Annotated in this window: 21 protein-coding genes; 10 read left to right on the forward strand and 11 right to left on the reverse strand. The window is 71.0% G+C overall.

Annotated features, from left to right (window positions below; genetic code table 11):
* Positions 1 to 15: 15 nt before the first annotated feature.
* The 3 genes from AC3ANS_RS08660 (at position 16) to AC3ANS_RS08670 (ending at position 6,492) form a co-directional block, all read left to right on the forward strand.
* Entirely contained in the window at positions 16 to 756 is a 741-nt protein-coding gene (locus AC3ANS_RS08660; RefSeq protein WP_488295753.1) for a class I SAM-dependent methyltransferase, read from the forward strand.
* Complete coding sequence (locus tag AC3ANS_RS08665; protein WP_488295754.1) at positions 749 to 4,873, forward strand: alpha-(1->3)-arabinofuranosyltransferase domain-containing protein; 4,125 nt, start codon at positions 749 to 751, stop codon at positions 4,871 to 4,873. The genes AC3ANS_RS08660 and AC3ANS_RS08665 overlap by 8 nt, the downstream gene beginning before the upstream one ends.
* An 83-nt stretch (positions 4,874 to 4,956) precedes the next feature.
* Complete coding sequence (locus AC3ANS_RS08670) at positions 4,957 to 6,492, forward strand: GDSL-type esterase/lipase family protein (RefSeq protein ID WP_488295755.1); 1,536 nt, start codon at positions 4,957 to 4,959, stop codon at positions 6,490 to 6,492.
* Here the strand turns inward: AC3ANS_RS08670 and AC3ANS_RS08675 are convergent.
* The 3 genes from AC3ANS_RS08675 to AC3ANS_RS08685 are packed head-to-tail and all read right to left on the reverse strand — an operon-like array spanning position 6,489 to position 11,310.
* Positions 6,489 to 7,685, reverse strand: a complete 1,197-nt coding sequence (locus AC3ANS_RS08675) for an acyltransferase family protein (RefSeq protein ID WP_488295756.1) — start codon at positions 7,683 to 7,685, stop codon at positions 6,489 to 6,491. The genes AC3ANS_RS08670 and AC3ANS_RS08675 overlap by 4 nt on opposite strands.
* Positions 7,682 to 9,493 (reverse strand): hypothetical protein, encoded by a 1,812-nt coding sequence (locus tag AC3ANS_RS08680; RefSeq protein WP_488295757.1) that lies wholly within the window; start codon positions 9,491 to 9,493, stop codon positions 7,682 to 7,684. The genes AC3ANS_RS08675 and AC3ANS_RS08680 overlap by 4 nt, the downstream gene beginning before the upstream one ends.
* A complete protein-coding gene (locus AC3ANS_RS08685) occupies positions 9,490 to 11,310 on the reverse strand; it encodes a hypothetical protein (RefSeq protein ID WP_488295758.1) in 1,821 nt (606 codons plus the stop codon). Before AC3ANS_RS08685 ends, AC3ANS_RS08680 begins: the two co-directional genes overlap by 4 nt.
* Positions 11,311 to 11,427: 117 nt before the next feature.
* Here AC3ANS_RS08685 and pgfA point away from each other — a divergent pair, with 117 nt between their 5' ends.
* Entirely contained in the window at positions 11,428 to 12,369 is a 942-nt protein-coding gene (pgfA, locus tag AC3ANS_RS08690) for a cell envelope lipid trafficking protein PgfA (RefSeq protein WP_488295759.1), read from the forward strand.
* 1 nt (position 12,370) lies between these two features.
* On the opposite strand, the gene AC3ANS_RS08695 is transcribed toward pgfA, so the two are convergent.
* Positions 12,371 to 13,180 (reverse strand): class I SAM-dependent methyltransferase, encoded by an 810-nt coding sequence (locus AC3ANS_RS08695; protein WP_488295760.1) that lies wholly within the window; start codon positions 13,178 to 13,180, stop codon positions 12,371 to 12,373.
* Positions 13,181 to 13,521: 341 nt separating this feature from the next.
* Between AC3ANS_RS08695 and rpsA the strand changes: the two genes are divergently transcribed.
* Positions 13,522 to 14,979, forward strand: a complete 1,458-nt coding sequence (rpsA, locus tag AC3ANS_RS08700; protein ID WP_488295761.1) for a 30S ribosomal protein S1 — start codon at positions 13,522 to 13,524, stop codon at positions 14,977 to 14,979.
* A gap of 72 nt (positions 14,980 to 15,051) precedes the next feature.
* Here rpsA and AC3ANS_RS08705 read toward each other — a convergent pair whose 3' ends face one another.
* On the reverse strand, positions 15,052 to 15,201 hold the full coding sequence (locus AC3ANS_RS08705; protein WP_488295762.1) for a hypothetical protein: 150 nt from the start codon (positions 15,199 to 15,201) through the stop codon (positions 15,052 to 15,054).
* Positions 15,202 to 15,294: 93 nt separating this feature from the next.
* Between AC3ANS_RS08705 and AC3ANS_RS08710 the strand changes: the two genes are divergently transcribed.
* The gene (locus AC3ANS_RS08710; protein ID WP_488295763.1) at positions 15,295 to 16,239 is read left to right on the forward strand and encodes a GlxA family transcriptional regulator; all 945 of its coding nucleotides are present in this window, start codon (positions 15,295 to 15,297) and stop codon (positions 16,237 to 16,239) included.
* Here AC3ANS_RS08710 and AC3ANS_RS08715 read toward each other — a convergent pair.
* A complete protein-coding gene (locus AC3ANS_RS08715; protein ID WP_488295764.1) occupies positions 16,236 to 17,513 on the reverse strand; it encodes a class I adenylate-forming enzyme family protein in 1,278 nt (425 codons plus the stop codon). The two genes, AC3ANS_RS08710 and AC3ANS_RS08715, sit on opposite strands and share 4 nt — an antisense overlap.
* Positions 17,514 to 17,543: 30 nt before the next feature.
* On the reverse strand, positions 17,544 to 18,251 hold the full coding sequence (locus AC3ANS_RS08720; RefSeq protein WP_488295765.1) for a TetR/AcrR family transcriptional regulator: 708 nt from the start codon (positions 18,249 to 18,251) through the stop codon (positions 17,544 to 17,546).
* 131 nt (positions 18,252 to 18,382) lie between these two features.
* On the opposite strand from AC3ANS_RS08720, the gene AC3ANS_RS08725 reads away from it, so the two are divergent.
* Entirely contained in the window at positions 18,383 to 19,348 is a 966-nt protein-coding gene (locus AC3ANS_RS08725) for an NAD-dependent epimerase/dehydratase family protein (protein WP_488295766.1), read from the forward strand.
* 160 nt (positions 19,349 to 19,508) lie between these two features.
* On the opposite strand, the gene AC3ANS_RS08730 is transcribed toward AC3ANS_RS08725, so the two are convergent.
* Complete coding sequence (locus tag AC3ANS_RS08730; protein ID WP_488295767.1) at positions 19,509 to 21,149, reverse strand: methyl-accepting chemotaxis protein; 1,641 nt, start codon at positions 21,147 to 21,149, stop codon at positions 19,509 to 19,511.
* A gap of 279 nt (positions 21,150 to 21,428) precedes the next feature.
* Here AC3ANS_RS08730 and AC3ANS_RS08735 point away from each other — a divergent pair, with 279 nt between their 5' ends.
* Together AC3ANS_RS08735 and AC3ANS_RS08740 are read left to right on the forward strand one after the other, a co-directional pair.
* Positions 21,429 to 21,836 carry a hypothetical protein gene (locus tag AC3ANS_RS08735; protein WP_488295768.1) on the forward strand — a complete coding sequence of 136 codons (408 nt, stop codon included), beginning with the start codon at positions 21,429 to 21,431 and terminating at the stop codon, positions 21,834 to 21,836.
* Between the two features lie 359 nt (positions 21,837 to 22,195).
* Complete coding sequence (locus tag AC3ANS_RS08740) at positions 22,196 to 22,816, forward strand: hypothetical protein (protein WP_488295769.1); 621 nt, start codon at positions 22,196 to 22,198, stop codon at positions 22,814 to 22,816.
* A gap of 209 nt (positions 22,817 to 23,025) precedes the next feature.
* Here the strand turns inward: AC3ANS_RS08740 and AC3ANS_RS08745 are convergent, their stop codons facing one another.
* The 3 genes from AC3ANS_RS08745 to AC3ANS_RS08755 form a co-directional block, all read right to left on the reverse strand.
* Positions 23,026 to 24,066: an NAD(P)-dependent alcohol dehydrogenase gene (locus AC3ANS_RS08745; protein WP_488295770.1), complete on the reverse strand. Its 1,041-nt coding sequence runs from the start codon at positions 24,064 to 24,066 to the stop codon at positions 23,026 to 23,028.
* A 47-nt stretch (positions 24,067 to 24,113) separates the two neighbouring features.
* On the reverse strand, positions 24,114 to 24,509 hold the full coding sequence (locus AC3ANS_RS08750; RefSeq protein ID WP_488295771.1) for a (R)-mandelonitrile lyase: 396 nt from the start codon (positions 24,507 to 24,509) through the stop codon (positions 24,114 to 24,116).
* Positions 24,510 to 24,624: 115 nt separating this feature from the next.
* Positions 24,625 to 25,086, reverse strand: a complete 462-nt coding sequence (locus tag AC3ANS_RS08755) for a MerR family transcriptional regulator (RefSeq protein WP_488295772.1) — start codon at positions 25,084 to 25,086, stop codon at positions 24,625 to 24,627.
* A gap of 225 nt (positions 25,087 to 25,311) precedes the next feature.
* Here AC3ANS_RS08755 and AC3ANS_RS08760 point away from each other — a divergent pair, with 225 nt between their 5' ends.
* Positions 25,312 to 25,896, forward strand: a complete 585-nt coding sequence (locus AC3ANS_RS08760; RefSeq protein ID WP_488295773.1) for a DapH/DapD/GlmU-related protein — start codon at positions 25,312 to 25,314, stop codon at positions 25,894 to 25,896.
* The last annotated feature ends 114 nt before the right edge of the window (positions 25,897 to 26,010 follow it).

A 26,010-nucleotide genomic window follows, 5' to 3' on the forward strand; every position in this document is an offset into this window, starting at 1 on the left:
GGATAGGGTGCGCGCATGCTGAGCGCAGGCCCCTGGCGGCCCGACCTGCGCCGGTCGGTCCGGTTGCTCGGCGACTTCCGCCACGAGCAGGACGACCCGCGGCGGTTCTACTCAGCGTTGGCCGCCGACTCGATCGGCCAGCTGTCGGGCTACCTCGACCTCGCGGGCCGCACCGTGCTCGACGTCGGCGGCGGTCCCGGCTACTTCCGCGACGCGTTCGAGGCCGCTGGTGCGACGTACTGGGCGCTCGACGCCGACGTCGGCGAGCTCTCGGGACTCGGTGAGATCGCCCGCGGCACGGTCGTGGGCGATGGGATGAACCTGCCGTTCCGTGACGGTGCGGTCGACCTCTGCTACTCCTCCAACGTCCTGGAGCACGTGTCGCGCCCCTGGTCCATGGCCGACGAGATGCTCCGCGTCACCCGCCCCGGCGGCATCGCGTTCCTCTCCTACACCGTCTGGTACGGCCCGTGGGGTGGGCACGAGACCGCCCCGTGGCACTTCCTCGGCGGCGCGCGCGCCCGGCGTCGCTACGCGGCCCGGCACGGTCACGAGCCCAAGAACAGGTACGGCGAGTCGCTGTTCCGCGTCACCGTGCGCGACGGCGTGCGCTGGGCGCGCCGGCAGCGGGGCGGGACGGTCATCGGGCTGCTGCCCCGCTACAACCCGCGCTGGAGCTACTGGCTGACCCGGGTGCCGGTGCTGCGCGAGCTCGTCACCTGGAACCTCGTGATCGTGGTGCGCAAGGGTGAGTGACCTCCCAGACGCCCCCGCGGAGGGGGTCGCCACGTCGCGCCTGCGGATGTGGGGGTACGCCGCGATCCTGGTCGCGATGGCGTTCTCCCAGTCGGCGGGCCGGATGGTCGCCGACACGAAGTTCGACCTGGTCACCAACCCGGCCAAGTTCCTCGGCAACGCCGTCCACCTGTGGGACCCCTCGGCGGCGTTCGGCCAGATCCAGAACCAGGCCTACGGCTACGCGTGGCCGATGGGGCCTGTCTTCCTCCTCGGCGATCTCGCGCACGTGCCCGGTTGGGTGGTGCAGCGCGTCTGGTGGAGCCTGCTGCTCTGCGCGGCGTTCTTCGGTGTCGTCCGGCTGGCCCAGCGCCTCGGCCTCGGCTCGCCGCTGACGCAGGTCGTCGCGGGCTTCGCGTTCGTGCTGACCCCGCGGATCACCACGCTGCTGGGCGGCACCTCGGTCGAGATCTGGCCGATGGCGCTCGCGCCGTGGGTGCTGCTGCCGCTGATCGCCGGCAGCGAGCGCGGATCGGTACGCCGGGCCGCGGCGCTGAGCGCCCTCGCGGTCGCCTGCTGCGGCGGGGTCAACGCGGTCGCGGTCGCGGCGGTGCTGCCGCTCGGCGCGATCTGGATCCTCACCCGGGCCGGCGGCCCACGGAAGTGGCGGCTCTTCGGCTGGTGGACGCTGTTCACCGGGCTCGCGACCGTGTGGTGGGCCGGTCCGCTCCTGCTGGTGGGCCGCTACAGCCCGCCGTTCCTCGACTACATCGAGAACGCCACGATCACCAGCATCCCCACGGGACTGTCCCGCACGATCGTCGGCGAGTCGGACTGGGTCGCCTACTTCGCGGGCATCGACTACACCGCCGGCCAGCAGCTGGTGACCACACCGTTCCTCGTGCTCGACGCCGCGGCCGTCGCGGCCCTCGGCCTGCTGGGGATCTGCCTGCGCAGCAACCCGCACCAGCGATTCCTCACCCTGGGTCTGATCGTGGGCGTCACGCTGGTCGGCTTCGGCTACTCCGGGGAGATGGCCGGGTTCCTGGCCGCGGACCGCACCGACCTGCTCGACCAGTCGCTCGCCCCGCTGCGCAACCTGCACAAGTTCGACGTGGTGTTGCGATTGCCGCTCGTGCTCGGGGTCGCCCACGTGCTGCCGCGCCTCGCCGGGGCGGTCCGGGGCCGCGGCGCACGGCCGGCGCTCGTGCTGCTCCGGGTCGCGACCGGCCTGGCGCTGGTCTCGCTCACCCTGCCATGGGCGCAGGACCGGATCGCGCCGCGCGACGGGGTCGAGGAGGTGCCGGCGTACTGGAGCGCGGCCGCCGACTACCTGGCGGACACCGACGACGGCACCGTGTCCCTGGAGATCCCGGCGTCCGCGTTCGGGGTCTACGCCTGGGGCAACACCCACGACGACGTCCTGCAGGGTCTGGCGGACAGCTCCTGGGCGGTGCGCAACGTGATCCCGCTGGCGCAGCCCGGCAACGTGGTGTTCCTCGACGCCGTCACCCGGTTCGTCGAGTCCGGCCACCCGGGGCCCGAGCTCGCCCGCTACCTCGCGGCGAACGGCGTGGGCCGGCTCGTCGTGCGCAACGACCTGGACCGGTTCGAGACCGGCGCCCCGGACCCGGCGTACGTCGCGAGCGTGCTGCGCGCCTCGCCCGGCATCGAGCTGGACCGCTCCTTCGGTCCCACGGTCGGCGCCCCGCCGGTCACGCGCGCTCCGGGCGTCGGTGCGCGGGTCATCGAGGGCTCCGGCCTCTCGACCCCGGTGGGCTCCGTCGACGTGTACGACGTCGCCGGCGCGCACCCGGCGTACCTGACCACGGGACTCGAGGCGCTGGCCGGCGACCCCGGCAGCGGGCTGACCGCCGACGTCGGAGCGCTCACCGGCGGCCAGCCCGTGCTGGCCGCTGACGCGCCGGACAGCGCCATCGGCCAGGTGCTGACCGACGACATGCGGCGACGCGAGACCAACTTCGCGGCCGTGCGCTGGAACGAGTCGAGCACGATGACCGCGGACGAGGGCTACCGGCTCTCGGGCCCCGAGCACGAGCACCGGGTCGTCGACGACCCGCAGCGATGGCAGACCACTGCCGACTGGGCCGGGCAGGTCGACTCGGTGACCGCCAGCTCCAGCGAGGCGTTCTCGGACGCCCGACCGCCGCTGCGGATCGGCTCGGACCCGTCGGCCGCGCTCGACGGCGACCCGGCGACCGCCTGGCGCTCGGCGCGCCAGCTGGACCCGACCGGCGAGTTCTGGCAGGCCGACTTCGGCGGCCTCGTCGGGGTCGGTGAGATCACCGTCCGGCTGGCCGCCGACTCCGCCCCGGTCGACCGCCTCGACCTGTGGGCCGGCAAGGAGCACGTCGAGGTGGACGCCCCGAAGCCGGGGCAGTCGAAGGTCTACCGCACCACCCTGGGCGCGGGCGACCTCCTGCGGATCACCGCGGCCGGCCGCGACCTCGGCCTCCCGGGCTCGTTCGCGATCGCCGAGGTGCAGATCCCGGACCTGATCGCGCAGCAGGTGATGGACCTGCCGGACCCCGACCCGCGCTTCGCGGTCGACCTCGTCTCGATGACTCGTGACCCCGACCGGGCGGCCTGCGCCGTGGTGCGCGACGGCTACCCGTGCCTGGACGTGCTGGCCGCTCCCGGTGAGGACGGCGACACCCTCGCGCGGCGGTTCGCCACCGACACCCCGGGCGACTACACGCTCTCGGGCACGGTGTCGCTGCGGCGTACCGGCCACGGCGACGGCCTCTCCGCCTCGGGCCTGACGGCACGGTCCGACGCCGCCAGCCCCACCGACCTCGCCTCCGGGCCCGTGGCGACGCTCGACGGCGACCCGGGGACGACCTGGATCACCCAGGACCCGGACGAGACCCTCACGATCCGCTTCCCGAAGCCGCGGCAGCTGACCACGGTCGAGGCGACGATCGGCCCGGACGCCGCGGCGTCGCGGCCGACCGCGCTGCTCGTCTCCGACGGCGACCGCAAGCGCTTGGTGCACCTGGACGAGTCCGGCGCCGGCACCCTGCCGCCGTGGCGGGTCCGATCGCTCGAGATCCGGGTCGCCGACACCGAGCAGTCGTTCCTGGTGGTGGGCCAGCAGTTCGCGCCGGCACCGGGCGGCATCAGCAGCCTCTCCTTCGGAGGCGGGGCTGAGGAGAAGGCCTCCACCGAGCAACGGGTCTTCCCCTGCGGCAGCGGTCCCGACATCGGGCTCGACGGGCAGGTGCGTCAGACCAGTGTGGTCGCGTCGGTGCGCAGCCTTGTTCGCGGCGCGAGCGTGCCGTTCATCGTGTGCGGCTTCCCGACCGGTGCGTTGGGCCCCGGCACCGACCACACCCTGATCGCCCGCCCCTCGACGCTGTTCCGGGTCGACACGGTCAGCCTGCGCCATGTCGGGGTGACGGTCTCGGCCACGCAGCCGGTGACGCTCCACGTCGACGGACGCGGCCAGCCCACCTCGGCGGACCTCCCCGAGCGCGGCACCGACGGCCTGCTGACGCTCCAGCAGAACGACAACGACGCCTGGGTGGCGACCCTCGACGGCGAGACGCTGCCGACGGTGCGGGTCAGCGGCTGGAAGCAGGGCTTCCTCGTGCCCGCGGGTGCGGCCGGCGAGGTTCGCTTCAGCCTGCCCGCTGACCGGCAGTTCGTCGGACTGCTCGGCGCCGGTGCGGCTGGCGTCCTGATCTGCCTGCTGGTCGTCCTCGTCCCACTCGTACGCCGGCGACCGGCCCGGGTCCAGCTGCCCGACCTGGCGACCGGGCGGCCCGGCGTGCTGGACGCGGCCGTCGCGTTGGTCGCCGGCGGGCTGTTGGTCGGCGCCTGGGGTGTGGGGGCGGTCGCAGCCGCACTCGTGCTGGGCCGGGTCCTGCGACCGCGGTTCGAGGGCTGGGGGGTGATCGCCGGCCTGACCTTCGTGGTGGCGTCCCTCGCGATGGTCTGGAGCGAGCTCAACGCCCGCAGCTGGGCAGTGGAGTGGACCCAGGCGTGGAGCCTGGCCGCCCTGGCCGCGACCGTCGCAGCTCTGGCCGCACGACCACGCGAGGTCGGCCGGCGCCGGGCGCCGGGCGGCGGCGTACGGCTGCGGCGTTCCGCTCCGCGATCCGCCGGCGAGGGGTAGTTTCCACGAGGAACGGTCATCTCGGCGGGGGAGTTCGCATGCGACCAACGGCTCTTCGAGGTGTCGCCGCGGCACTGCTGGTCGTGAGCGGCCTCCTCGGTGCGCCGGCCCCGTCGGAGGGCGCCGCGTCGCACCCGACCCGGATCCTGGTCGTCGGCGACTCGATCACCCAGGGCTCGGTCGGCGACTGGACCTGGCGCTACCGGCTCTGGGAGCACCTGCGGGCGGTCGGCGCCGAGGTCGACTTCGTCGGGCCGAGCTCCGGGGTCTACGACCCGGTGACGGAGGACCTGGACGACCACCGCTACGCCGACCCCGCCTTCGACAGTGACCACGCCGCCCGGTGGGGTCAGGCGCTGTGGGCCCAGGACTACGACATCGGCGACCTGGTGCGGACGTTCCGGCCCGACGTCGTCGTGGAGATGCTCGGCACCAACGACGTGCTGTTCGGCGCCCGCACGGTCGAGGAGACTGCGGCCGACCTGCGCGCCTTCGTGACGCAGGCCCAGGCGGCGGACCCGGACGTCGACGTGGTGCTCGGCGCCCTCCCGCAGGTGTGGGAGCCGGTCCTGGCCCAGCTCGACGCCGCTCTCCCCGGCGTCGCCGCCGACACCGCCACGGCCGGTTCCCGGGTCGCAGTCGCGCAGCCCGCGGACTTCGACCGCGCGGAGGACACCTACGACACGCTGCACCCCTCGGCCACCGGGGAGGTGAAGATCGCCTCGGGGTTCGCCGACGCGCTTGCCGTGCTCGGGGTCGGCGCGGCGTACCCTCGACCGCTGCCGGTGGTCCTCAACGGTCCCAGGACGGCGCCCGCGCTGCAGGTGCTGGCCGGGGACCGCCAGGCCCGGCTGGTGTGGACGGCGCCTCCCGGCGCCACCGGGGTCTACGTCTGGGTGCGCGACGCGACCGAGGCCGAGGAGTGGGTGCGGCTGCCGTACGCGTTGGCCGAGAGCTCCTGGGTCGCCGCCCAGCTCGAGAACTTCCACGACTGGCAGTTCCGGGTGCAGGCGACCAAGGGCACGGCGGTCGCCGAGGACCTCTACTCCGACGTCGTGACCGTGCGCCCAGCGCCCGACTCGGTCCGTCCGGTGACGGTGGTCCCGGGCGAGCGGAGCCTCGACCTGCTGTGGCCCGTCGTGCGCGGCGCCACCTCGTACGCCGTCACCTGGGCCGCGGCCGGACCCGCGGCCGGGACCACCGCCTCCCAGGTCGTCACCACGCCGTCGGTGAGCCTCGCCGGTCTGGTGGCCGGGCAGACCTACGAGGTCTCGGTCACCCCGTCGTGGGGAGACGACGTGGGCGCGCCTCGGACGTTCGCGGCGACCGCGGGAGGACAGGCGCCGGAGCGGGTCGACGACCTCGCTGCGACCGTCGACGGCCGTGGCCGGGCTCATCTGGCGTGGCGGGCCTCGACGGCGACGTCGTTCGAGGTCCAGCACCGGGTCGCGGGGGCCTGGACGAGCCTGGGCAGCACCGACCGGCCCACCTTCCGTACGACGGTCCTCCCGGCGGGCCCGCATGCGTTCCGGGTGCGGGGCTGGTTCGACCTGGTGCCGGGAGCGTGGTCGCCGGTCGTCCGCGCCCGGGTCGTGCGGACCGTATCGACGAGGTCCTAGGGCGCGATCTCGGGGGCCGGGGCGACCGTGCGGTCCGCCGGCTCCATGCGCGCGAAGAAGCGGATGTTCTTGGCGCGCAGCAGCGGACGCTCGAACAGGTAGAAGGACGCGCTCGCCAGTCCGGTGGTGATGACGAGGGTGAGCCCGGCGACGGTGAGGAACCGGCCGGTGAACACATCCAGGTCGAGCATCCGGAAGACCAGGTTGAGCACGCACATGTGGATCGCGAAGATGCCGTAGGAGATGTCGCCGAGCCAGGTCGGCACCGGTCCGGTGAGCCGCTCGCGCACCCAGCCGTCGCGCTCCGGCCCGAACACCAGCGGCAGCACGAAGAAGGCACCCGCGACCGTGTAGAGCACGACCTTGGAGCCGGCCTCCCAGGCACCCGGGGTGAGCAGGAGCCGGGGTCCGGCCAACGGGGTGCAGGCCACCGCGAACACCGCGGCCGCCAGGATCCAGCAGCCGGTCAGGTCGGCGCCGAGGCGGTCCAACGCCTGGCCGGCGCGGGTGCTCTCGGGGTCGGCGGTGAGCGCGGCCGAGCAGGCGGCGAACGCCATGCCGACCATGAACCACGGCAGGTAGCCGAACAGCCACTGGCCGTAGTGGCCCTCGTGCCCGGGGATCTGCGCGACCCGGACCTGCCAGGCCACCCCGAGCACCGAGATCACCGCGGCTCCGACCAGCACCCGCCGCAGGTCCAGGCCGCGGTGCTGCCGCCCGGTGAGCAGCACGCACAGCAGGGGGAGCAGGACGTAGAACGCGACCTCGGTGCACAGGCTCCACATCTGGGTCAGCGAGCTGGGGAGCAGGCCGTGGAAGTAGAGCTGGGTGAGCGTGAGGTTGCTGAGCCACTCCTGGAGGCCGGCGCCGTCGTTGCCCGGGTCGACCAGGAGCGCGACGAGGACCACGACCCAGTAGAGCGGCAGGATCCGCAGGGCCCGCTTCCACAGGTAGTGCCGGGCCGAAGGGTGGTGCTCGCCGAGTGCCGCGGCCAGGAACCAGGGCCGGCTCAGCAGGAAGCCGGAGAGCACGAAGAACAGCGTCACGCCGAAGTCGAAGCGCGCCAGCGCGGCGCCGGTCCAGCCGTCGTTGATCCGGCCGGTGTTGAACGCCGAGTGCGTGAGCACGACCAGGATCGCACCCACCGCGCGCAGCGCGTTGAGGGTGGGGAACGTGCGATCGGGGGTCTTCATGGGGTCTCCTGCGGCTCCGGGTGGCCGACGGTGATGTCGTTGGTGCAGAGGGTCGCGGTGCGCGACGCGCGGGAGAGCGAGACGCTGTCGAACTCGCCTTCGCCCTCCACGTAGAGGACATGGTCCCCGAACGGCAGGATCACGTCGTACGTCGCGGTCCCGGCCGTCACGGTGGCCGGGGTCTGCTCGGCTGCCAGGTAGTGGATCCGCACCCACCAGCCGCCGAACGCGACCGGACCGTCCAGCGGGATCTCGAGGGGCCGCCGGTGGATCTCCCAGCCGCACGCGCCGTCGGGGCCGGGCTCGGCGCGCCGGGTCGCCGGGACCGCGACCGGCCCGACCGTCCCGTCCGGGCCCGCGATCATCAGCGAGTCGATCGCGGAGGTGCGGAAGTCGACCTGGTCGGCGTACGGCACCAGGAGCCGGCTCTGGAGGTTCGCGGGGTAGCCGAGGCCCCACATCACGAAGTTCGGGACCGGGGCGTCGATGAGCGGCAGCGGGTGCTGGGCGTCGCGGACCGGGTCCAGCAGCCGGGCGAAGTACGGCTCGGCCTCCGCGTGCGAGCTCCAGTACGTCGCGTACTGGGTCGACGAGACCAGGCCCAGGGCGCTGACCGCGGCGACCGCGGCACCGACTCGCACGGGGTGGTCCACGAGCCGGCTCGCCGACCGCGGCTCGACGGTCTCGACGGCACCCCGGATCGGCAACGTGGCGCAGGCGAGCGCGATCGCCGTGACCGCGCCGAGCTCGCTCTGGTAGCGCAGCTCCAGGGCGATCACGTCGCCCACGAACGTGGCGCGGCCGGCCAGGACGAGCGCGATGTCGCAGGTCAGGAAGAACGCCGGCAGCCACCAGGCACGCAGGCTGCGCAGCCGGGCGTGGTGGATCGCCCGCAGCACGAGCACGATCACCAGCACGCTGGCCGCGATCACCAGGGCGCTGGGGTCGGGGAGAGAGCCCGGGCCCTGGTGGCTCCAGGTCAGGGGACCGCCGACCAGCGCCGGTGCGTAGCCCTGGAACACCATGTTGGTCGCGACGCCGCCGAGCAGGTCGTTGCCGGCGCCGGACGCGCTGAAGTTGAGGCCGACCTCGGCGTACAGCACGAGGTAGCCCGCACCGAGCAGCACCAGGACCAGGACCGCCGGCCGGTGGTCGCGCCACATGGTGACCAGCCGGTGACGCAGCGAGCCGGTGGCGAAGTAGGACAGCGAGACGATGCCGAGGACCCCGAGGACCAGCACGGTCTTCTCGTAGAACGCGAGCCCGGCGGCCAGCCAGGCGATCGTCACTGCGAGGTGGCGCAGCTCACGGGTGCGCAGGTAGGACACGTGGGCGGCGAGTGACCAGAACAGCACGACCTGCAGGGGCACCTGGTTGACCCCCGCGGCCCACCACACGGCCATGGGGGTGGAGAACACCGTGAAGAGGTAGAGCGCGAGCGGGGGGAGGATGCCCGCGCGCAGGCCGAACATCCGCACGAGCAGCACGAGCATGCCGACGTCGGCGGCGGCCTGCATCACGACGAGCAGCGCGCCCGCGACCGTGAAGTCGTAGGCGTGGATCTCGCCGGCCAGCCAGGTGAGGTACATGCCCCCCGGCATCAGGTGCCCGGCGTACGGGTCCGCAGCCGCCGACAGGGTCGGCCCGTCGTGCCACATCCGGGACATGAACGCGAAGTCGTCGCCGACGTACCACGAGATCGAGGTGATCCAGATGCGGTGGGCCAGGTGGACGACGATGAGCAGGACGGCCACTTGCGCGACGCGACTGCGCCGCAGCGCCGCCAGGTGGAGCCGGGTGTCGGTCATGAGGTGCTGCTCACGGGTGCGGGGATCCCGAGGTCGAGCGTGGCGACGCACAGCCCGGGGTCCTGGCCGGACTGGCCGGACTGGTCGTCGCCGGCGACGCTCAGCCGCACCTGCTTGAACTCGCCCTCCGCCTCGAAGTAGAGGTTGTGCAGGCCGCGGGGCAGGTCCACCTCGTAGGTGCGGTCTCCGGCCTCGACCTGCACGGTGACCGGGTGCTGGCTGCCGTAACCCATCTGGATCCACCACCCGCCGCCGATGACCGGCCCGTTCAGCGGGACGGTGGTCGTGCGTCCGGGGCGTACGGCGTAGCCGCAGCCGTCGGTCGGGACCATCGAGCGGACCGGGGGGATCACGACCGGGGCGAGCCGGCCCGCGTCGTCGAACAGGAAGAGGTTGTCCAGCGTGGTGCTGGGATAGGTCGCCGCGTCGGCATGGTCGAGGTCCCGGAACACGTGGCTGTAGATGTTCTCGGGGAAGCGGTAGGACCACAGCAGCGTCTGAGGGACCCCCGCGTCCACGAGCGCCACGGGTGCGGAGGCGTCCGCGAGTGCAGCCTCGACGTGGTCGAAGTACGCCTCGCTGGGGTTGCCGTCCTGCCACTGCTCGACGTACCGCACGCTGGAGTAGCCCGCGAGCGCGACGACCGCCAGCACAGCCGCGGCGACGTAGAGTCCCCGCTCGTAGGGCCGTGGCACGTCGGGCCGCTCGCCGTTGACCTCGCGCGCGCCGAGCAGCGGCATGAAGGCGAGGCCGATCGACACCACCACGAGGGCACTCGACTCGGTCTGGTAGCGGAACTCGCGTGCGATGTCGGGTCCGACGACGGCGGCGCGTGCGGAGGCGAGCAGCACGATGTTCGAGGCCATGGTGAACACCAGCGGGAGCCAGGCCCGGCGGCTGTGCGTGCGGGTGCGGTAGGCGTAGTAGATGAGACCGCCGACCAGCACCCAGGCCCCGAGCTGCACGATCGTCGAGGGGTCGGCCAGCGACCCGACGTTGATCGACTGCCAGGTGATCGGGCCGCCGACCACCGCGGTCGCGAAGGCGACCATCACCAGGTTCCACGCCAGCGGCCCCCACGACTGACCCGTGGACTCGCTGGGGGAGAAGTCGAGGCCGTACGCGACGTACACGGCGAGGTAGGCGCCGCCGAGGACGGTGAACGACACGACCGCCACGCGGTAGTGGTCCCAGAGGTCGCGGATGCGCTCCGGCGTGGTCCCGGAGGTGAACCAGCAGACGGCGATGATCGCGTAGACCCCGACCAGCAGCAGGGTCTTCTCGTAGAACGCGAGCCCGACGACGGTCCACAGCAGTGCGGCGACCAGCGAACGGACTCGGCGGGTCCGCAGGTGGGTCACGAAGGCGTGCAGGCCGAACGCGAACGAGATCAGGAGCGGGAGCTGGTTGATGCCGGCGGCCCACCAGATCCCGGCCGACAGGGTGAAGACGTAGGCGAGGTAGCCGGCCAGGAGCGCGATCACCAGCCACCGGTGGCCGAACATCGAGAGCAGCAGACGGAGCATCCCGAAGCCGGCCAGGGCCTGCAGGAGCAGCAGCGAGGCGGCCCAGGGCAGCCAGTCGAACGGCGCCAGGTCGTTGAGCAGACGCGCCAGCGCGAAGCCCGCCGGCATCAGGTGCCCGCCGTAGGACTCGGTCAGGTAGTCGACGTCGAACGGCTGGTTCGCGGCGCGTGACATGAACGCCAGGTCGTCGAAGTAGAACCACGACCCCGCCAGCGCCCAGCCCCGGAACACCAGCTGCACCAGCACGAGCCCCACGCCCGCGAGGACGAAGCGGTCGGGACGGCGCAGCACGCCGGGAGTGTGTCACACGGCGCAGGACAATTTTCGGAGACGAGTGTGACGGACGCCGCATTTCTACCCGTGAGTACTGCTACGGTGCACCGGTTCGCAACATCCTTGGGAGGGGACGTGAAGCGTAAGTGGTTCGGGCTCGTGCTGCTCGGGGTCGGCGCCTTTCTGCTCGTGGGCGGTCTGCTCGCCCAGGTCTGGGCGCCGGGAATGGTCGAGAAGACGCCCCTGAACGTCGACCAGGTCACGCACTTGGACGGCACCGTGAGGAAGCTCGACCCGGCGACGAGTGAGTTCCCGACGGAGCCCGTGCCGGTCAAGGTCGAGAGCATCACCAAGACCGACTCCGACGCCTCCGACGCCGACGTCGTCAGCTGGGTGCAGACCACCTGCGTCGTGATGGACATCGACAACGCCCCGAACTGCGTTGACGGCGACGACCCGCGGCTGGTCGACGCGAGCACCGACGTGTTCGCCACCGACCGGGTGACCGCGCTCGCTGTGAACGACACCGACTACCTGCCGGCCGACGCCACGCCCCACGAGGGCCTGATGAACAAGTGGCCGTTCGACGCGCAGAAGAAGACCTACCCGCTCTGGGACGGCACCGCCGGTCACGCGGTTAACGCGGTCTTCGAGCGCACCGACACGCTGGCGGGCGTCGACTGCTACGTCTACGAGGCCACGATCACCGACGCGCCGATCGAGATCGCCAAGGGCATCGACGGCACCTACGACAACAAGATCGAGATCTGGGTCGAGCCCAAGACCGGTGCGATCCAGCAGCAGACCCAGGACCAGCAGCGCTACCTGACCGACGGCACCCAGGTGCTGGACCTCAAGATCGGCTTCACCGACGACCAGATCAAGCAGTTCGCCGACGACGCCAGGACCAACATGCGGATGCTCGACACGATGACCGTCTGGATGCCGATCGTCGGGTTCGCCGGCGGCGGGCTCTGCGTGCTTGCCGGGCTGGCGCTGCTGCTCACCGCTCGTCGTTCCGCCTCCGGCGGCGACGGCGCGGGCCGCAAGCGCGAGATGGCCGGCGCGGCGAGCTAGCTCAGCCCAGTCGGGCGCCGAAGATCGCGGTCCCGGGGGTGTAGCGCCCCCGGGTCCCCGACCAGCCGCCCCACACGCGCTCGTGGTGCTCGGGCCACTCGGGCTCGAGCAGGTCGGTGATCACGAAGCCGTGGCCGGCCAGCAGCGCGACCCAGTCGCCCAGCGTGCGGTGGTGCTCGACGTAGGACACCTGTCCGGTCGCGTCGTCGACCTCGACGTACGGCGTGCGGTCCCAGTAGGACTGGCTCGCCAGGAGTCCGGCCTCGGTCGGGTCGTCGGGGAACATCCACCGGGTCGGGTGGGTGATCGAGAACGCGTAGCGCCCACCGGGACGCAGCACCCGGGCGGTCTCCGCGACCGCGTCGGCGATGTCGCTGACGAACTGGAGCGCCCCGAACGAGGAGAACACCACGTCGAAGGAGCCGTCCGCGAACGGCAGCGCGGTGGCGGTCCCCACGACCGAGGGCACGGCGATGCCGGTGTCCTGGTCGATCCGCCGGGAGTGCTGCAGCTGACGGAAGGACAGGTCCAGGCCGTAGGCACGGCCACCCTGGCTGCGCACCCAGCGTGAGCACTGACCGGCGCCGGAGCCGACCTCGAGGACGTCGCGGCCCGCCACGTCGCCGAGCACCCCGGCCTCGGCCTCGGTGAACCCCTCTGGCCCCCACACGAACCCGACGTCGCCGAGGAACTCCCCGTGGGTGGACTGGTACTCGTCGGCGTAACGGTCCCAGTCGGGGCCGTTGGCCCGCCGGGACTCGTCCTCGGTCACGGGACGTCGCTCGACCCGCACCGGAGGATGGTTCTCCACGTCCCGGAGCCTAACCGCAGCCCACGCGCCTACCGCAACCACACCGTCGGACGACTCAGCCAGGTCGCATCCGCGGCCGGCGTGGCGGGGCGGAGCCCCGACACGCCAGCCGCGGGCACGGACGAGAGGAGAGTCCGCGTCGTCGTGGGTTGGACGTAGTTCACACGCGCCGCGTAGTCTTCAGGGTGCGCCGGAGGTCTGCCCGCGTCCCAGACGGAGCGGACACGCGCTCGCTTTCCACCCCGTGGTTGGTGAAAAGGACCTTCGCCGTGTCCGCACGACTCCTATCCACCCAAGGAACAACCTCCCTTATGACGAGCACCATCTCGACTCTTCCCGCCATGTTCGATCCGATGGGCGACGCGCCCCAGGTCGCGATCAACGACATCGGTTCTGAAGAGGACTTCCTCGCGGCGATCGACGCGACCATCAAGTACTTCAACGACGGTGACATCGTGGATGGCACCATCGTCAAGGTCGACCGGGACGAGGTCCTGCTCGACATCGGTTACAAGACCGAAGGCGTCATCCCGTCTCGCGAGCTCTCGATCAAGCACGATGTCGACCCCTCCGAGGTCGTTTCCGTGGGTGACAAGGTCGAGGCACTGGTTCTCCAGAAGGAGGACAAGGAAGGCCGCCTGATCCTGTCCAAGAAGCGCGCCCAGTACGAGCGCGCCTGGGGCACGATCGAGCAGGTCAAGGAGGAGGACGGCGTCGTCGAGGGCACCGTCATCGAGGTCGTCAAGGGTGGACTCATCCTCGACATCGGCCTGCGCGGCTTCCTGCCCGCCTCGCTGGTCGAGATGCGCCGCGTGCGCGACCTGCAGCCCTACGTCGGTCAGACCCTCGAGGCCAAGATCATCGAGCTCGACAAGAACCGCAACAACGTGGTCCTGTCGCGCCGTGCCTGGCTCGAGCAGACCCAGTCCGAGGTTCGCCACGGCTTCTTGACCCAGCTCCAGAAGGGCCAGATCCGCAAGGGCGTCGTCTCCTCGATCGTCAACTTCGGTGCGTTCGTGGACCTCGGCGGCGTCGACGGTCTCGTCCACGTCTCCGAGCTGTCCTGGAAGCACATCGACCACCCCTCCGAGGTCGTCGCGGTCGGCGACGAGGTCACCGTCGAGGTGCTCGACGTCGACATGGACCGCGAGCGGGTCTCGCTGTCGCTCAAGGCGACGCAGGAGGACCCCTGGCAGCACTTCGCCCGGACCCACCAGATCGGCCAGATCGTGCCCGGCAAGGTCACCAAGCTGGTGCCGTTCGGTGCGTTCGTCCGCGTCGAGGAGGGCATCGAGGGCCTGGTGCACATCTCCGAGCTCGCCGAGCGTCACGTCGAGATCCCCGAGCAGGTCGTCCAGGTCAACGACGACGTCATGGTCAAGATCATCGACATCGACCTCGAGCGTCGCCGCATCTCGCTGTCGCTCAAGCAGGCCAACGAGACCGCGACCGCCTCCGACGTCGAGGACTTCGACCCCACGCTGTACGGCATGGCGGCGACCTACGACGAGCAGGGCAACTACGTCTACCCCGAGGGCTTCGACCCCGAGACCGGCGAGTGGCTCGAGGGCTTCGACGAGCAGCGCGCGATCTGGGAGGACCAGTACGCCAAGGCTCACGCCCGCTGGGAGGCCCACGTCAAGCAGCAGGCCGAGGCCGCCAAGGCCGAGGTCGAGGCGGGCGAGGCCACGTCGTACTCCAGCGGTGGCGACGACACCGAGACCGCCGAGACCGGCGGCTCGCTGGCTTCCGACGAGGCGCTTCAGGCGCTCCGCGAGAAGCTCACCGGCGGCAACTGATCACCCGGTAGCGATCTGAACGCACGAAGGCCCGGTCACCGCGAGGTGACCGGGCCTTCGGGCTTTCCGGGTTCAGGGGCGCAGCGGGGCGGGGGCGGTGCAGGCGAGGCCGTCGCGGTGGCAGAGCCGGACGGCCGGACCGGCGAACCGGTCGTGGCGGGCGTAGCGCACCAGGGCGGCGAAGCCGGCGACCATGGCGATGAGGATGATGAGCGAGGTCATGGCAGAAATCATGCTCGCAGCGTGATCCTGCCACCACTGGCAGGAAAGTCATGGTTCGTTGATTTCCTGCCACGCATCCGTCAGGATGGCCCGGTGCACAAGGTGACCGTGGTGGTGCAGGACGGGGCCGAGCCGTTCGGGCTGGGCTCGCTGGTCGAGGTGTGGGGAGAGCCCTACCACCCCGAGGACGACAACCCCGTCTTCGACTTCCGGGTCTGCACACCGCGGCCGGGGCGCGTGCGGGGGCGCTCCGACTACGACCTGGTCGTCGAGCGAGGCCTGGAGGCCGTCGAGGACGCCGACCTGGTCTGCCTGAGCCCGAAGTACGACTACCTCCAGCACGATCCGGCGGTCCTGGAGGCCGTGCGAGCGGCGTACGACCGTGGCGCGATCATCTACGCCCACTGCTCGGGGGTCTTCGAGCTGGGTGCGGCGGGCCTGCTCGACGGCCGGGAGTGCACGACGCACTGGCGCTTCACCGACCGGCTCGCGGCGACGTACCCCGAGGCTGACGTCCGGCCCGACGTTCTCTACTGCCACGACGGCAACGTCCTCACCGGAGCCGGGTCCGCGGCCGGCATCGACGCCTCCCTGCACCTGGTGCGCGAGCAGTTCGGCACCAAGGTGGCCGCGACGACCGCTCGGCGGATCGTCGTGTCCCCGCACCGCGACGGGGGACAGGCGCAGTTCATCGCCCGTGCCGTGCCCGACTGCGACGCCGAGACCCTCGGTCCGCTGCTGGAGTGGATCGTCGCCAACCTCGGGGACGACCTCGGGGTCGAGGCCCTGGCGCGGCGCAGCCACATGTCGCCCCGCACGTTCGCCCGCCGGTTCCGGGCCGAGACCGGCACCACCCCGCACTCGTGGGTGACCCGCCAGCGGGTCCAGGCCGCCGAGGAGCTGCTCGAGCGCACCGACCACTCGATCGACTGGATCGCCGACGAGGTCGGCTTCGGCAACGCCGCCACCCTGCGCCACCACTTCGGCCGGGTGCGTGGCCTGAGCCCGCAGCAGTACCGGCGCCGGTTCGCCGGCTAGCGGGCCAGCTGCTCCCGAAGCACCTTTCCGGTGAGTGTCCTCGGGAGCTCGGTGATGAAGGTGTAGTCCTTGGGGCGCTTGGGCGGGGCCAGCCGCTCGCGCGCGAACGCGTCGAGCTCGGCCGCGCTGACGTCGCCGACGACGGCGGCGCACACGCGCTGGCCCCAGCGCTCGTCGGGGACGCCGTACACCGCGACGTCCTCGACGGCGGGGTGCTCGCGCAGGGTGTTCTCGACCTCGAGGGGATAGACGTTCACGCCACCGGTGATCAGCAGGTCCTCGCGGCGTCCGTCGAGGTATAGGTAGCCGTCCTCGTCGAGCCGGCCGAGGTCACCGACGGTGAAGGCGCTCTGCCCGTCAGGCAGGACCCGCCACGCCGCCGAGGTCTTCTCGGGGTCTCCGAGGTACTCGAAGCGGGCGTACGGCGGCACCGCGCACCAGATCGTGCCGTCGGGGTCGGTGGACAGGGTGCGGCCCGGCCGCGCCCGGCCCACGGTCCCGGGGCGTTCGAGCCACTCCTCGCTGCGGCAGGCGGTGAACTGGCCCTCGGTCGAGCCGTAGAACTCCCACGTCGAGCCGTCGGGGAACGCCTCGATCAACCGCCGCTTGAGCGCCGGCGGGCACGGCGCGCCGGCATGCGCGACCAGCCGGAAGCTGGACAGGTCGGGCCACTCGCTCCCTGCCGCGGACAGGGCGTCCCAATGGGCGAAGAGCCGCTGCAGGTGGGCCGGCACGCAGAACATCGTGGTCGGCCGCTCACGCCCGATCGCCTCGGTGATGAGCGCAGGGTCGAAGGCCCCGGGGGCGACGACGCGACCTCCCGCGAGCGCGGTGCCCATCGCGAAGCGCAGGGGAGCGGAGTGGTACAGCGGGCTGAGCACGAGGTTGACGTCGGTGTCGGTGAACCCCCACAGGTCGCGCTCCTCGGCGACCAGCGCCGCGGCGTCCTCGTCGGAGAGGAGTCCGGAGTAGACGCCCTTCGGCGTCCCGGTCGTGCCGCTGGTGACGTGCATCGGTCGGGCGCGCGGGAGTGCCCTGCGGAACCGGTCGGGCGTGTTGGCGACCATCGCCGTCACCTGGTCCGCGGTCTCGACGACGAGGTGGGGCTCGAGCCCGCCGAGGATCCGTTCGCGCTCGTAGGCCGTCAGCCGGGGGTCCAGCGGGATCGGGAACATCCCGGCGGCCAGCAGCGACATCACCAGGTCGAGGTAGTCGAGCGATCCCGGCACCAGGAGCGCGACCCGGGATCCCTCCCGCAGCTCGACGTGGTCCACGGGCCCAGACTAGTCAGCGGTGCCCGCTGATCAGCCGGACAGCCCCAGGTCGGCCGCCAGCTGGCTGGTGACCTGGGTGAAGTGGGCCTCGTAGTCGAGGATCCCGCGGTGCATGTGCCCGAAGAGCTCCAGGGAAGTGTGCCCGAAGACCGTCTCCCAGGCCATCAGCCAGCGAACCAGTCGTTCGTCGCTCATCGTCACCTCGAGGGCGGGTCGGATGCCACCCAGGGCACGACGCGCCTTGGCACTCATCACGCGCGAAGGCGCACCCAGCGCCTGGCCGGCGCGCTCGGACTCCTCGGCGATGCGCATCAGCGTCCCCGGGACCCGTGCGGCGGAGGGGATCGTCGTGTCCGGCGCCGCGTAGCCCGGCACCGGAGAGCCGTAGAGGAGCGCGTACTCGTGCGGGTGGGCGCGCGCCCAGTCGTGGATCGCGTGGCACACGGCGGTGAAGCGCTTGGCCAGGTCACCCCGCCGGCGTACGCCGGTGTCCGCGGCCTCGACGGCCGCGCCGATCTCGTCGTAGGCCTCCACGATCAGCGCTGTGAGCAGGTGGTCGCGGCTGGGGAAGTACCGGTAGACCGCGGAGGAGACCATCCCGACGTCGCGCGCGATGGCGCGCAGCGAGAGGGCGGCGGGGCCGACCTCGGCCAGGTGCCGACGGGCGGTCTCCTGGATCGCCTGGGTGATCTCGGCCCGGGCCAGGTCGCGTGCGGTGCGGGATGCGGAGGGCGCCATGTCGTGATCGTGCCCCACGACGAGAGCGTTGACAACAAACGAGAGCACTGCTCTTGATTTGGATGGCCGTTCGTGTCACGGTTGATCCAGAACAGAGAGCAGTGCTCTCGGCCCAGACTTCAGGAGGAACCATGTCCGATCTCCACGTGATCGTCGGTGCCGGCCCGGTCGGCCGCGCCACCGCCGTCCAGCTCGCCTCGGAGGGGCACGACGTCCTGCTCGTCAGCCGCTCGGGTCAGGGGCCGGCCATCCCGGGCGTCCGCCGGGACGCCGCGGACGCCGCCGACACTGAGCGGCTCACCGAGCTCGCGACCGGCGCGGTCGCGCTTTACAACTGCATCAACCCTCCGTCGTACACGGTGTGGCCGACGTACTGGCCGCCGGTCGCGGCCGCGTTCCTCGAGGCCGCCGAGCGCACCGGCGCCACGCTGGTGACCGCGTCCTGCCTGTACGGCTACGGTCCGGTGGACGCTCCGATGGTCGAGACCATGCCCGATGCCGCGACCGGCACCAAGGCCCGGATCCGCGCCGGGATGTGGGCCGACGCCCTCGCCGCCCACGAGGCCGGCCGGATCCACGCCGTGGAGGTGCGTGGCTCGGACTACGTCGGTCCGTCGGTCAGCAACGCGCACATCCCGCAGGTGACGCCGCGTGCCCTGTCCGGCAAGAGCGTGCGGGTCTTCGGCCGTGCCGACCAGCCGCACTCGTTCACCGACGTGCGCGACATGGGCCGTGCGCTCGCGGCGGTCGCACAGGCTCCGCAGACGTGGGGACGGGTGTGGCACGCGCCGACCAACGCCCCTCGGACCCAGGCCGAGGCTGTCGCCGATGTCTGCCGGGCGGCCGGCAGAGAGCCGGTCACCGTACGGGTCTGGCCGAGGGCGCTGCTGAGCGTCGGCGGCAGGTTCGTGCCGCTGCTGCGGGAGATGCGGGAGACCGTCTACCAGTTCGAGCGGCCCTACGTGCTCGACTCCAGCGCGATCACCCGCGAGCTGGGCCTCGAACCGACCCCGTGGGCCGAGGTGTGCCGGGCGACGGCGGCCGGTGCCGACGACGCGGCCGTGACCACCGCGCCGTCGGCCGGCACCAGCCGCTAGTGCCGCGTCTCGGAAGTTGTTGATCGGTTGGCGTTCTCAGGGTGGGTGCATCGCCAGGCGCCGGCGCGCCGCCATACCCGCTCGTCTCGCAAGCGTCGGCAACGCAGCGAGGTGCGTGCCATGGGGGCGCGAAGCGCCCAAGAACTTCTGGGACGCGGCACTAGTAGCGGAACCGCCCGACCAGCTGCTGCATCGTCGCGGCCATCCGGGCCAGCTCCTCGGCTGCCTGGCTGGTGCTCTCGGCGGCGAGCGTGGTGTCGTTGGCGGACTGCGCCACCCCGGTGACGTTCGCGGCGATGTCGGTGGAGCCGCTGGCAGCCTCCGCGACGTTGCGCGCCATCTCGTTGGTGGTCGCGGTCTGCTCCTCGACCGCGGAGGCGATCGTGGTCTGGGCGTCGTTGATCCGGGCGATGATGGCCGAGATCTCGCTGATGGCCGCGACCGCGGCACCGGTGTCGCTCTGGATCGTCTCGATGCGGTGGCTGATGTCCTCGGTGGCGCGGGCGGTCTCCTGCGCGAGCTCCTTGACCTCGTTGGCGACCACCGCGAATCCCTTGCCGGCCTCGCCGGCGCGAGCGGCCTCGATGGTGGCGTTGAGGGCGAGCAGGTTGGTCTGCTCGGCGATGGAGTTGATCACCTTGATCACGTTGCCGACCTCCGAGGAGGAGTCACCCAGCTTGGCGACGGTCGCGTTGGCGGACTCGGCGACGTGCACCGCGTCGGTGGCGATCGTGGCGGCGCCGGTGGCGTTCTGGGCGATCTCGCGGATCGAGGCGGACATCTCCTCGGTGCCGGCGGCAACGGTCTGGACGTTGCGCGAGACCTGGTCTGCGGCGCTGGACACCAGGCCTGCCTGTGCCGCGGACTCCTGGGCGGATCCCGACATCTGCCCCGAGACGCTCGACAGCTCCTGCGACGCCGAGGCGAGCGTCTCGGCGTTCGCGGCGATGTCCGACATCGCCCCTGCGAGCCGGCTGCTGGCGGTGTTGAGCGCGATCGCCATCTGGCCGACCTCGTCCTTGGAGTCCAGGTCGAGGTGCTGGGTCAGCTCGCCCTCGGCAAGCCCCCTCAGCGCGGTCGCGGTCTGGTCGATGGGCCTGGTGATCCGTCGCGCGACGAACAGGGACAGCACCAGGGTGAGGAGGAGACCGATCACCAGCTCGATGTAGACCATCGTGCGGGCACTCGTGTAGGTCGTCTGCGCGTGCTCGACCGCGGTCGCCGCCTCGGCGGCGATCGCGTCCTCGAACCCGGTCAGCGTGTCGTTGAGTGCGGTCGCGATCGGCGCGACCTCCTTCTGTCGCAGCGCGTCCAGCCCCGTCCAGTCGCGCGCCCGGGCCAGCTCGAGGATCTTGCCGCTGGCGAGCTCCGTGTAGGTCTTCCAGTTGGTCTGGAACTCGGCGAACGCGCTCTGCTCCGCCTTGCTCAGCGTGACGTGGTCGCCGAAGCTGGCGAGCGCCTTGTCCATGGCCTCGACGTCTGCAAGGTAGGCGTCGTGGGCAGGACCGTCGGTGGTCTGCAGCTCGTCCGCCAGCGCGTCGACCCGGGTCTGCAGGAACGCCCGGCGCACCGTGTTGACGTAGCCGACGGGCTCCAGCCCGTCGGTCTTGATCGCCGCCGCCTCATCGGCGATCTTGCCCATCTGTACGATCGCCAGCTGACCGATGGTGCCGGCGAGCAGGATGCCGATCAGGGACACCGCGAGCACCTTGGTGCGGAGCCGGCGGTCGTCGAACCACCGCAGCAAGCCCAGGCCGGACTTCGTGGTGCTGGTGGTGGGCTGGGAGGTGGGGCCGCTCATGGTGGTCTCCTGGGTCGGCGGTGCGTACGTCGCCCGAGAGGCGAGCCGGTCACCTCGAGGGTTCGCGGATCGATTGACGTTCCCATCGGTCGGCCGGTCGCCCGGATGAGGTGTGGAAGCACGGCGGGGCGAATCTTTACCATCGGTGGTAAGCCGTCGGGCTCGTCGCGCTCCGCACAGGGCGCGCGGCGGCTCGAGCCACTCCGGGGGCGGCAGGGTCTCCCGTGGCTTCTGAGGCGTTCGCCGGACGCGGCGGCCCCGGTCCGGGAGGCTGTGCGGATGTCGCTTCCCCGTGTGCTCGTCGCTGCCCTGCTCCGCTCCGTGGCGATCGTCGTGGTGATCGCCGCCTACGTGGCGGCCATCGCTCGCAGCGAGAGCACCGACGCGCTCGGTGCCGGGCTGCTGGCGTTCCTGATCCTGGTGGGGATCGCGCTCGGGTGGGCGGTGGTCGACGGCGTACGCCGCGGACTGGTCGAGGCGTTGCTCACCTGGGTGCTCACGTCCGCGGTCACCGCCGTCGGGATCCCGGTCGCGCTCGCCCTCACCGACGACCGGGACCTCTCGACCGAGCTGAGCGACGGCTTCGTGTTCTTCGCCTTGGTGCTGTTCATCCCCGCCGCCATCGGGCTCGTGCTCGGTGCGGTCGTGCACCGTCTGCGTCGGCCGGCAGCGGTCGCCGTCAGCTGAGACGCATCTGCCGGAACCACGAAGCCGTCAGCGTCAGTGCCAAGGTGCCGAGGTGCCGAAGGCCGTGGCCCCGGGGGCGAGGATCTGGCGGGTCATGACGCGTCGGCGGACAGACCGGCCACTGGCGAGACGATGGCGATCGTGCGCGGTTGAGCGAGCGCAGGGGCGTTCGTGTGTGCCCGGCGTCGGCACCCATCGCGGCAGATCCGGACGAGCGTAGTGGCCCTCCTGCGGGGGCGGACGCTCGGGCGTCGACGATCCGGCGCGTCTCGCGGCATGTCTGGTCGCGTGACTCCTTGCTCAGTGACACCATCCTTGACGAGTAGGCAGGGCATCATGCCGTTCCGGTCTCTGTTCGGATGAGGTTCGCTATGGGCTGGTCGCGAGTTGCTGTAGGAGCCTGCGGGCTTCTAGTCGGCGCGACAGGGGGCTACCTGATCGGCACTGGAATCGATCCCGGGTCCGTCGAAGCAGCCGGCACGTGGGTTGGAGGCCTCGGGACGATCGCAGCGGTCATCTACGCCGCCAGGTCATTTACCGCCGAAGCGCGGCACCGCGAACGAGAAACTGCTGCCGAGGCCAAGCGGGCCGCAGACGAGAAGGAGCGGACTGCACGGGAGCGGGCTCGACAGGCAGGTTTCGTGCGCTATGAGGTACACGGGGGAGGCGGCATCGGCGTCGATCCCGAGTTCACGATGAAGTCGTTGTGGGTGACTGCTGAGAATGCCTCGCGTGAGCCGGCGACGAAGGCGCGAGTGTCTGTGGCTGATCACATCATCTGGGAGTCGGCATCCCTGATGCCCGGAGAGAAGTTCGAGGGTCTGGTCAACCTCCGAGATGACCATGGGTTGCGCTTCAAGCAGAGTGAAGCGAGCAAGCGCCCGATCACCTCATTCACGACAGCTATGGAGTATGAGCACGGTGACCTTCGATGGCGGCGGCTCGGCCCTGCCGACCCCACTGAAGTCTCGGAAACCTGAAGTGCGCGTCCCTGTCATCGGCATGTCCGCTCGCTCGGGTCGCGGCATGAGCGGATGTTCCTGTGCCGCCGTCGGGGGGTCGCCAGGCAGACCACTTGTGAGGGTGACCAGGCGCCCGCCCGCACACCTTGATGGCTTGATGGCGTGCGCTACGAATGTGCCGAGCGCCCGTCCAGAACGGTCGGACGGGCGCCCTTGGCAAGCAGATGTCAGACCAGGGTGCTGGTGTCGATGACGAACCGGTAGCGGACGTCGGAGGCCAGGACGCGTTCGTAGGCCTCATTGATCTGGTCGGCGGCGATGACCTCGACCTCGGAGCCGATGTTGTGCTCAGCGCAGAAGTCGAGCATCTCCTGGGTCTGCGCGATCCCGCCGATCATGGAGCCGGCGAACGAGCGGCGGGAGCTGATGAGCGAGAACACGTTCACGCTGAGCGGCTCCGCCGGTGCGCCGACGTTGACCAGGGTTCCGTCCACTGCGAGCAGCCCGAGGTAGGCGTCGACGTCGATGTGGGCGCTGACCGTGTTGACGATGAGGTCGAACCGGCCGGCGAGCTGCTTGAAGGTGTCGGGGTCGCTGGTGGCGTAGTAGTCATCGGCGCCGAGGCGCAGGCCGTCCTGCTGCTTCTTCAGGGTCTGGGACAGCACGGTGACCTCGGCCCCGAGGGCGTAGGCGATCTTGACGGCCATGTGTCCAAGGCCGCCGAGTCCGACGACGGCGACCTTCTTGCCGGGGCCGGCCCCCCAGCGCCGCAGCGGGGAGTACGTCGTGATGCCCGCGCACAGCAGCGGTGCCGCGGCGGCGGGGTCGAGTGCTTCGGGCACCGAGAGCACGAAGTCGGCGTCGACCACGACGTGGGTGGAGTAGCCACCCTGGGTGGTGGTGCCGTCGCGGTCAGTGACGGCGTACGTGCCGACCATGCCGTTGAGGCAGTACTGCTCGTCACCGTTCTTGCAGTTGGTGCACTGGCCGCACGAGTTGACCATGCAGCCCACGCCGACGCGAGCGCCGACCTCGTGCCTGACCACGGCGGATCCGACCTCGGTGACGACGCCGACGATCTCGTGACCGGGAACGACTGGGAAGGGCTGGGGGCCCCAGTCTCCGTTGACGGTGTGGATGTCGGAGTGGCAGATGCCGGCGTACTGGATCTGGATGAGGACGTCGTTGGGTCCGACGTCGCGGCGTTCGATGGTGGTCGGGGTCAGTGGTTGGCCGGCCGCGGGGGCGGCGTAGGCGTTGACGCGCATGGGAGGTGTTCCTTCGTTCGGGTGGGGGGGCGGGTGGGCTGAGCCGGTCAGGTTCCGTACTCCTGGTCGCTGACGTGGTCGAGCCAGGTGACGACCTGGCCGTCGGCGTCGGCTTCCTGGATGGCGACGTGTGCCATGAACCGGTCGGGGGTGGCGCCGTGCCAGTGCTCCTCGTTCGGCTCGATGTAGACCACGTCACCGGGGCGGATCACTTGGATCTCCCCGCCGCGGCGGGCGACGTAGCCGATCCCGTCGGTGACGTAGAGGGTCTGGCCCCTGGGGTGGCTGTGCCAGGCGGTCCGGGCGCCCGGGGTGAAGCGGACGTGGGCGCAGCCGACGGCTGACTGCTCGTCGGGGTTGCGGATGCCGTCGATGTAGACGGTGCCGGTGAACCAGTCCGCCGGTCCGCGAGCGGTCTGCCCGCCGCTCTGGGTGAACTTCATGGTGACGCCTTCCTTCGTGGTGATGGTCTGTTCGCGCGCCGGAGGACCGCCCCAGGTGCCAGTACGGCGTGGGGCTCCTGCCGCGCCGACCACGGAGTGGTGGACGCGACGGCGGTCAGTGCTTGCCGGCCCGCTTGAGGTCGTCGGCCAGCTTGCGCGCCTCGCCGGACAGCAGCTCCGCCCGGGCGTCGTCGCCAGCGTCGGTCGCGTGCCAGTAGTCGATCTTCAGCGCCACGTAGCGCTGTCGGAGCGCGATGTGCTCCGCCTCGAGGGCGAGCCTGCGCTGCTGCCCGCTGAGCAGCTCAATCTGCTCGCGTGCCGCCGACGCACCCAGCTGCCCGTTCGCGACGTACTTCTTCATGTCGCCGACCGACATCCCGGTAGCCGCCAGGCAAGCGACCCACATGAGCTGGTCCAGGTCGCTCTCGTCATAGACCCGGTGCTTGCTGCTGGCGCCCCGGCTCACGGGCGGGATCACCCCGATCGACTCGTAGTACCGCAGGGTGCTGGCCGGAAGACCGGTCAGGGAGGCTGCTTCCTTGATCGTGTACGTGTGCTGTGCGGCCCGTGTGCTCACTCCAACCACGGTAGGAACTTCAAGTACTTGAAGTCAAAAGGTCACCTGGCTCACATCCGGTCGTGCATGTGCCGACGTGCTTCTCACCAAGCCTCCGCGGTGGCGGGTCGGTATCAGGCCAACTCACTGACGGCATCCGATCATCGGCATAACAAGGAGAAGCGCACGGATCGCGCAGATCCGAACGCTTCAGTGCGCTCGTGCTGCCGTGGCAGGATCCGATGGATGGAGCTACAGGACTTCCTGCACCACGTGGACAGCGGCGCGATGATCGAGGGTGGTTCGGAGGCACACGCGTTCATGCACAGGGCTGCCCAGGACGCGCTGCGGACCATCGCCGAGATCAACTCCGGCTACCGCACGCCCGATGAGGTGCGAACCCTTCTTGGCCGTCTGACGGGAAAGGCGGTGGACGAGTCGGTCGTCGTCTTCCCGCCCTTCTACAGCGAGTTCGGCAAGAACCTCACGCTCGGCAAGGGGGTCTTCATCAACCTCGGTTGTCGTTTCCAGGACACCGGGGGGATCACCATCGGGGACGGCTCGCTCATCGGTCACGGCAGCACCCTGACGACACTCGACCACGGTGTTGACCCCGACAGGCGAGCGGACATGATTCCTGCGCCGGTCGTGATCGGTCGCAAGGTGTGGCTCGGAGCCAACGTGACCGTCGTTCCCGGCGTGAGCATCGGTGATGGCGCGATCGTGGGAGCGGGCGCAGTCGTCACCAAGGACGTGCTTGCCAACGCCATCGTCGCCGGGGTACCGGCCAGGCTCATCCGGATGACCGGTTTCGACGCATCGCCGAACTGACGTCTGCATCTCGGCAGATCCGGATGCTCCTCCGCAGGTCGCACGCAATCTGCTCCGGTCGAGACGGACGCTTCTGCGCAGGTCAGCGCGCTGCGGGGCATTGTCGGTGGCCAC

This window comes from Nocardia sp. 149-1B (genome assembly GCF_057747975.1).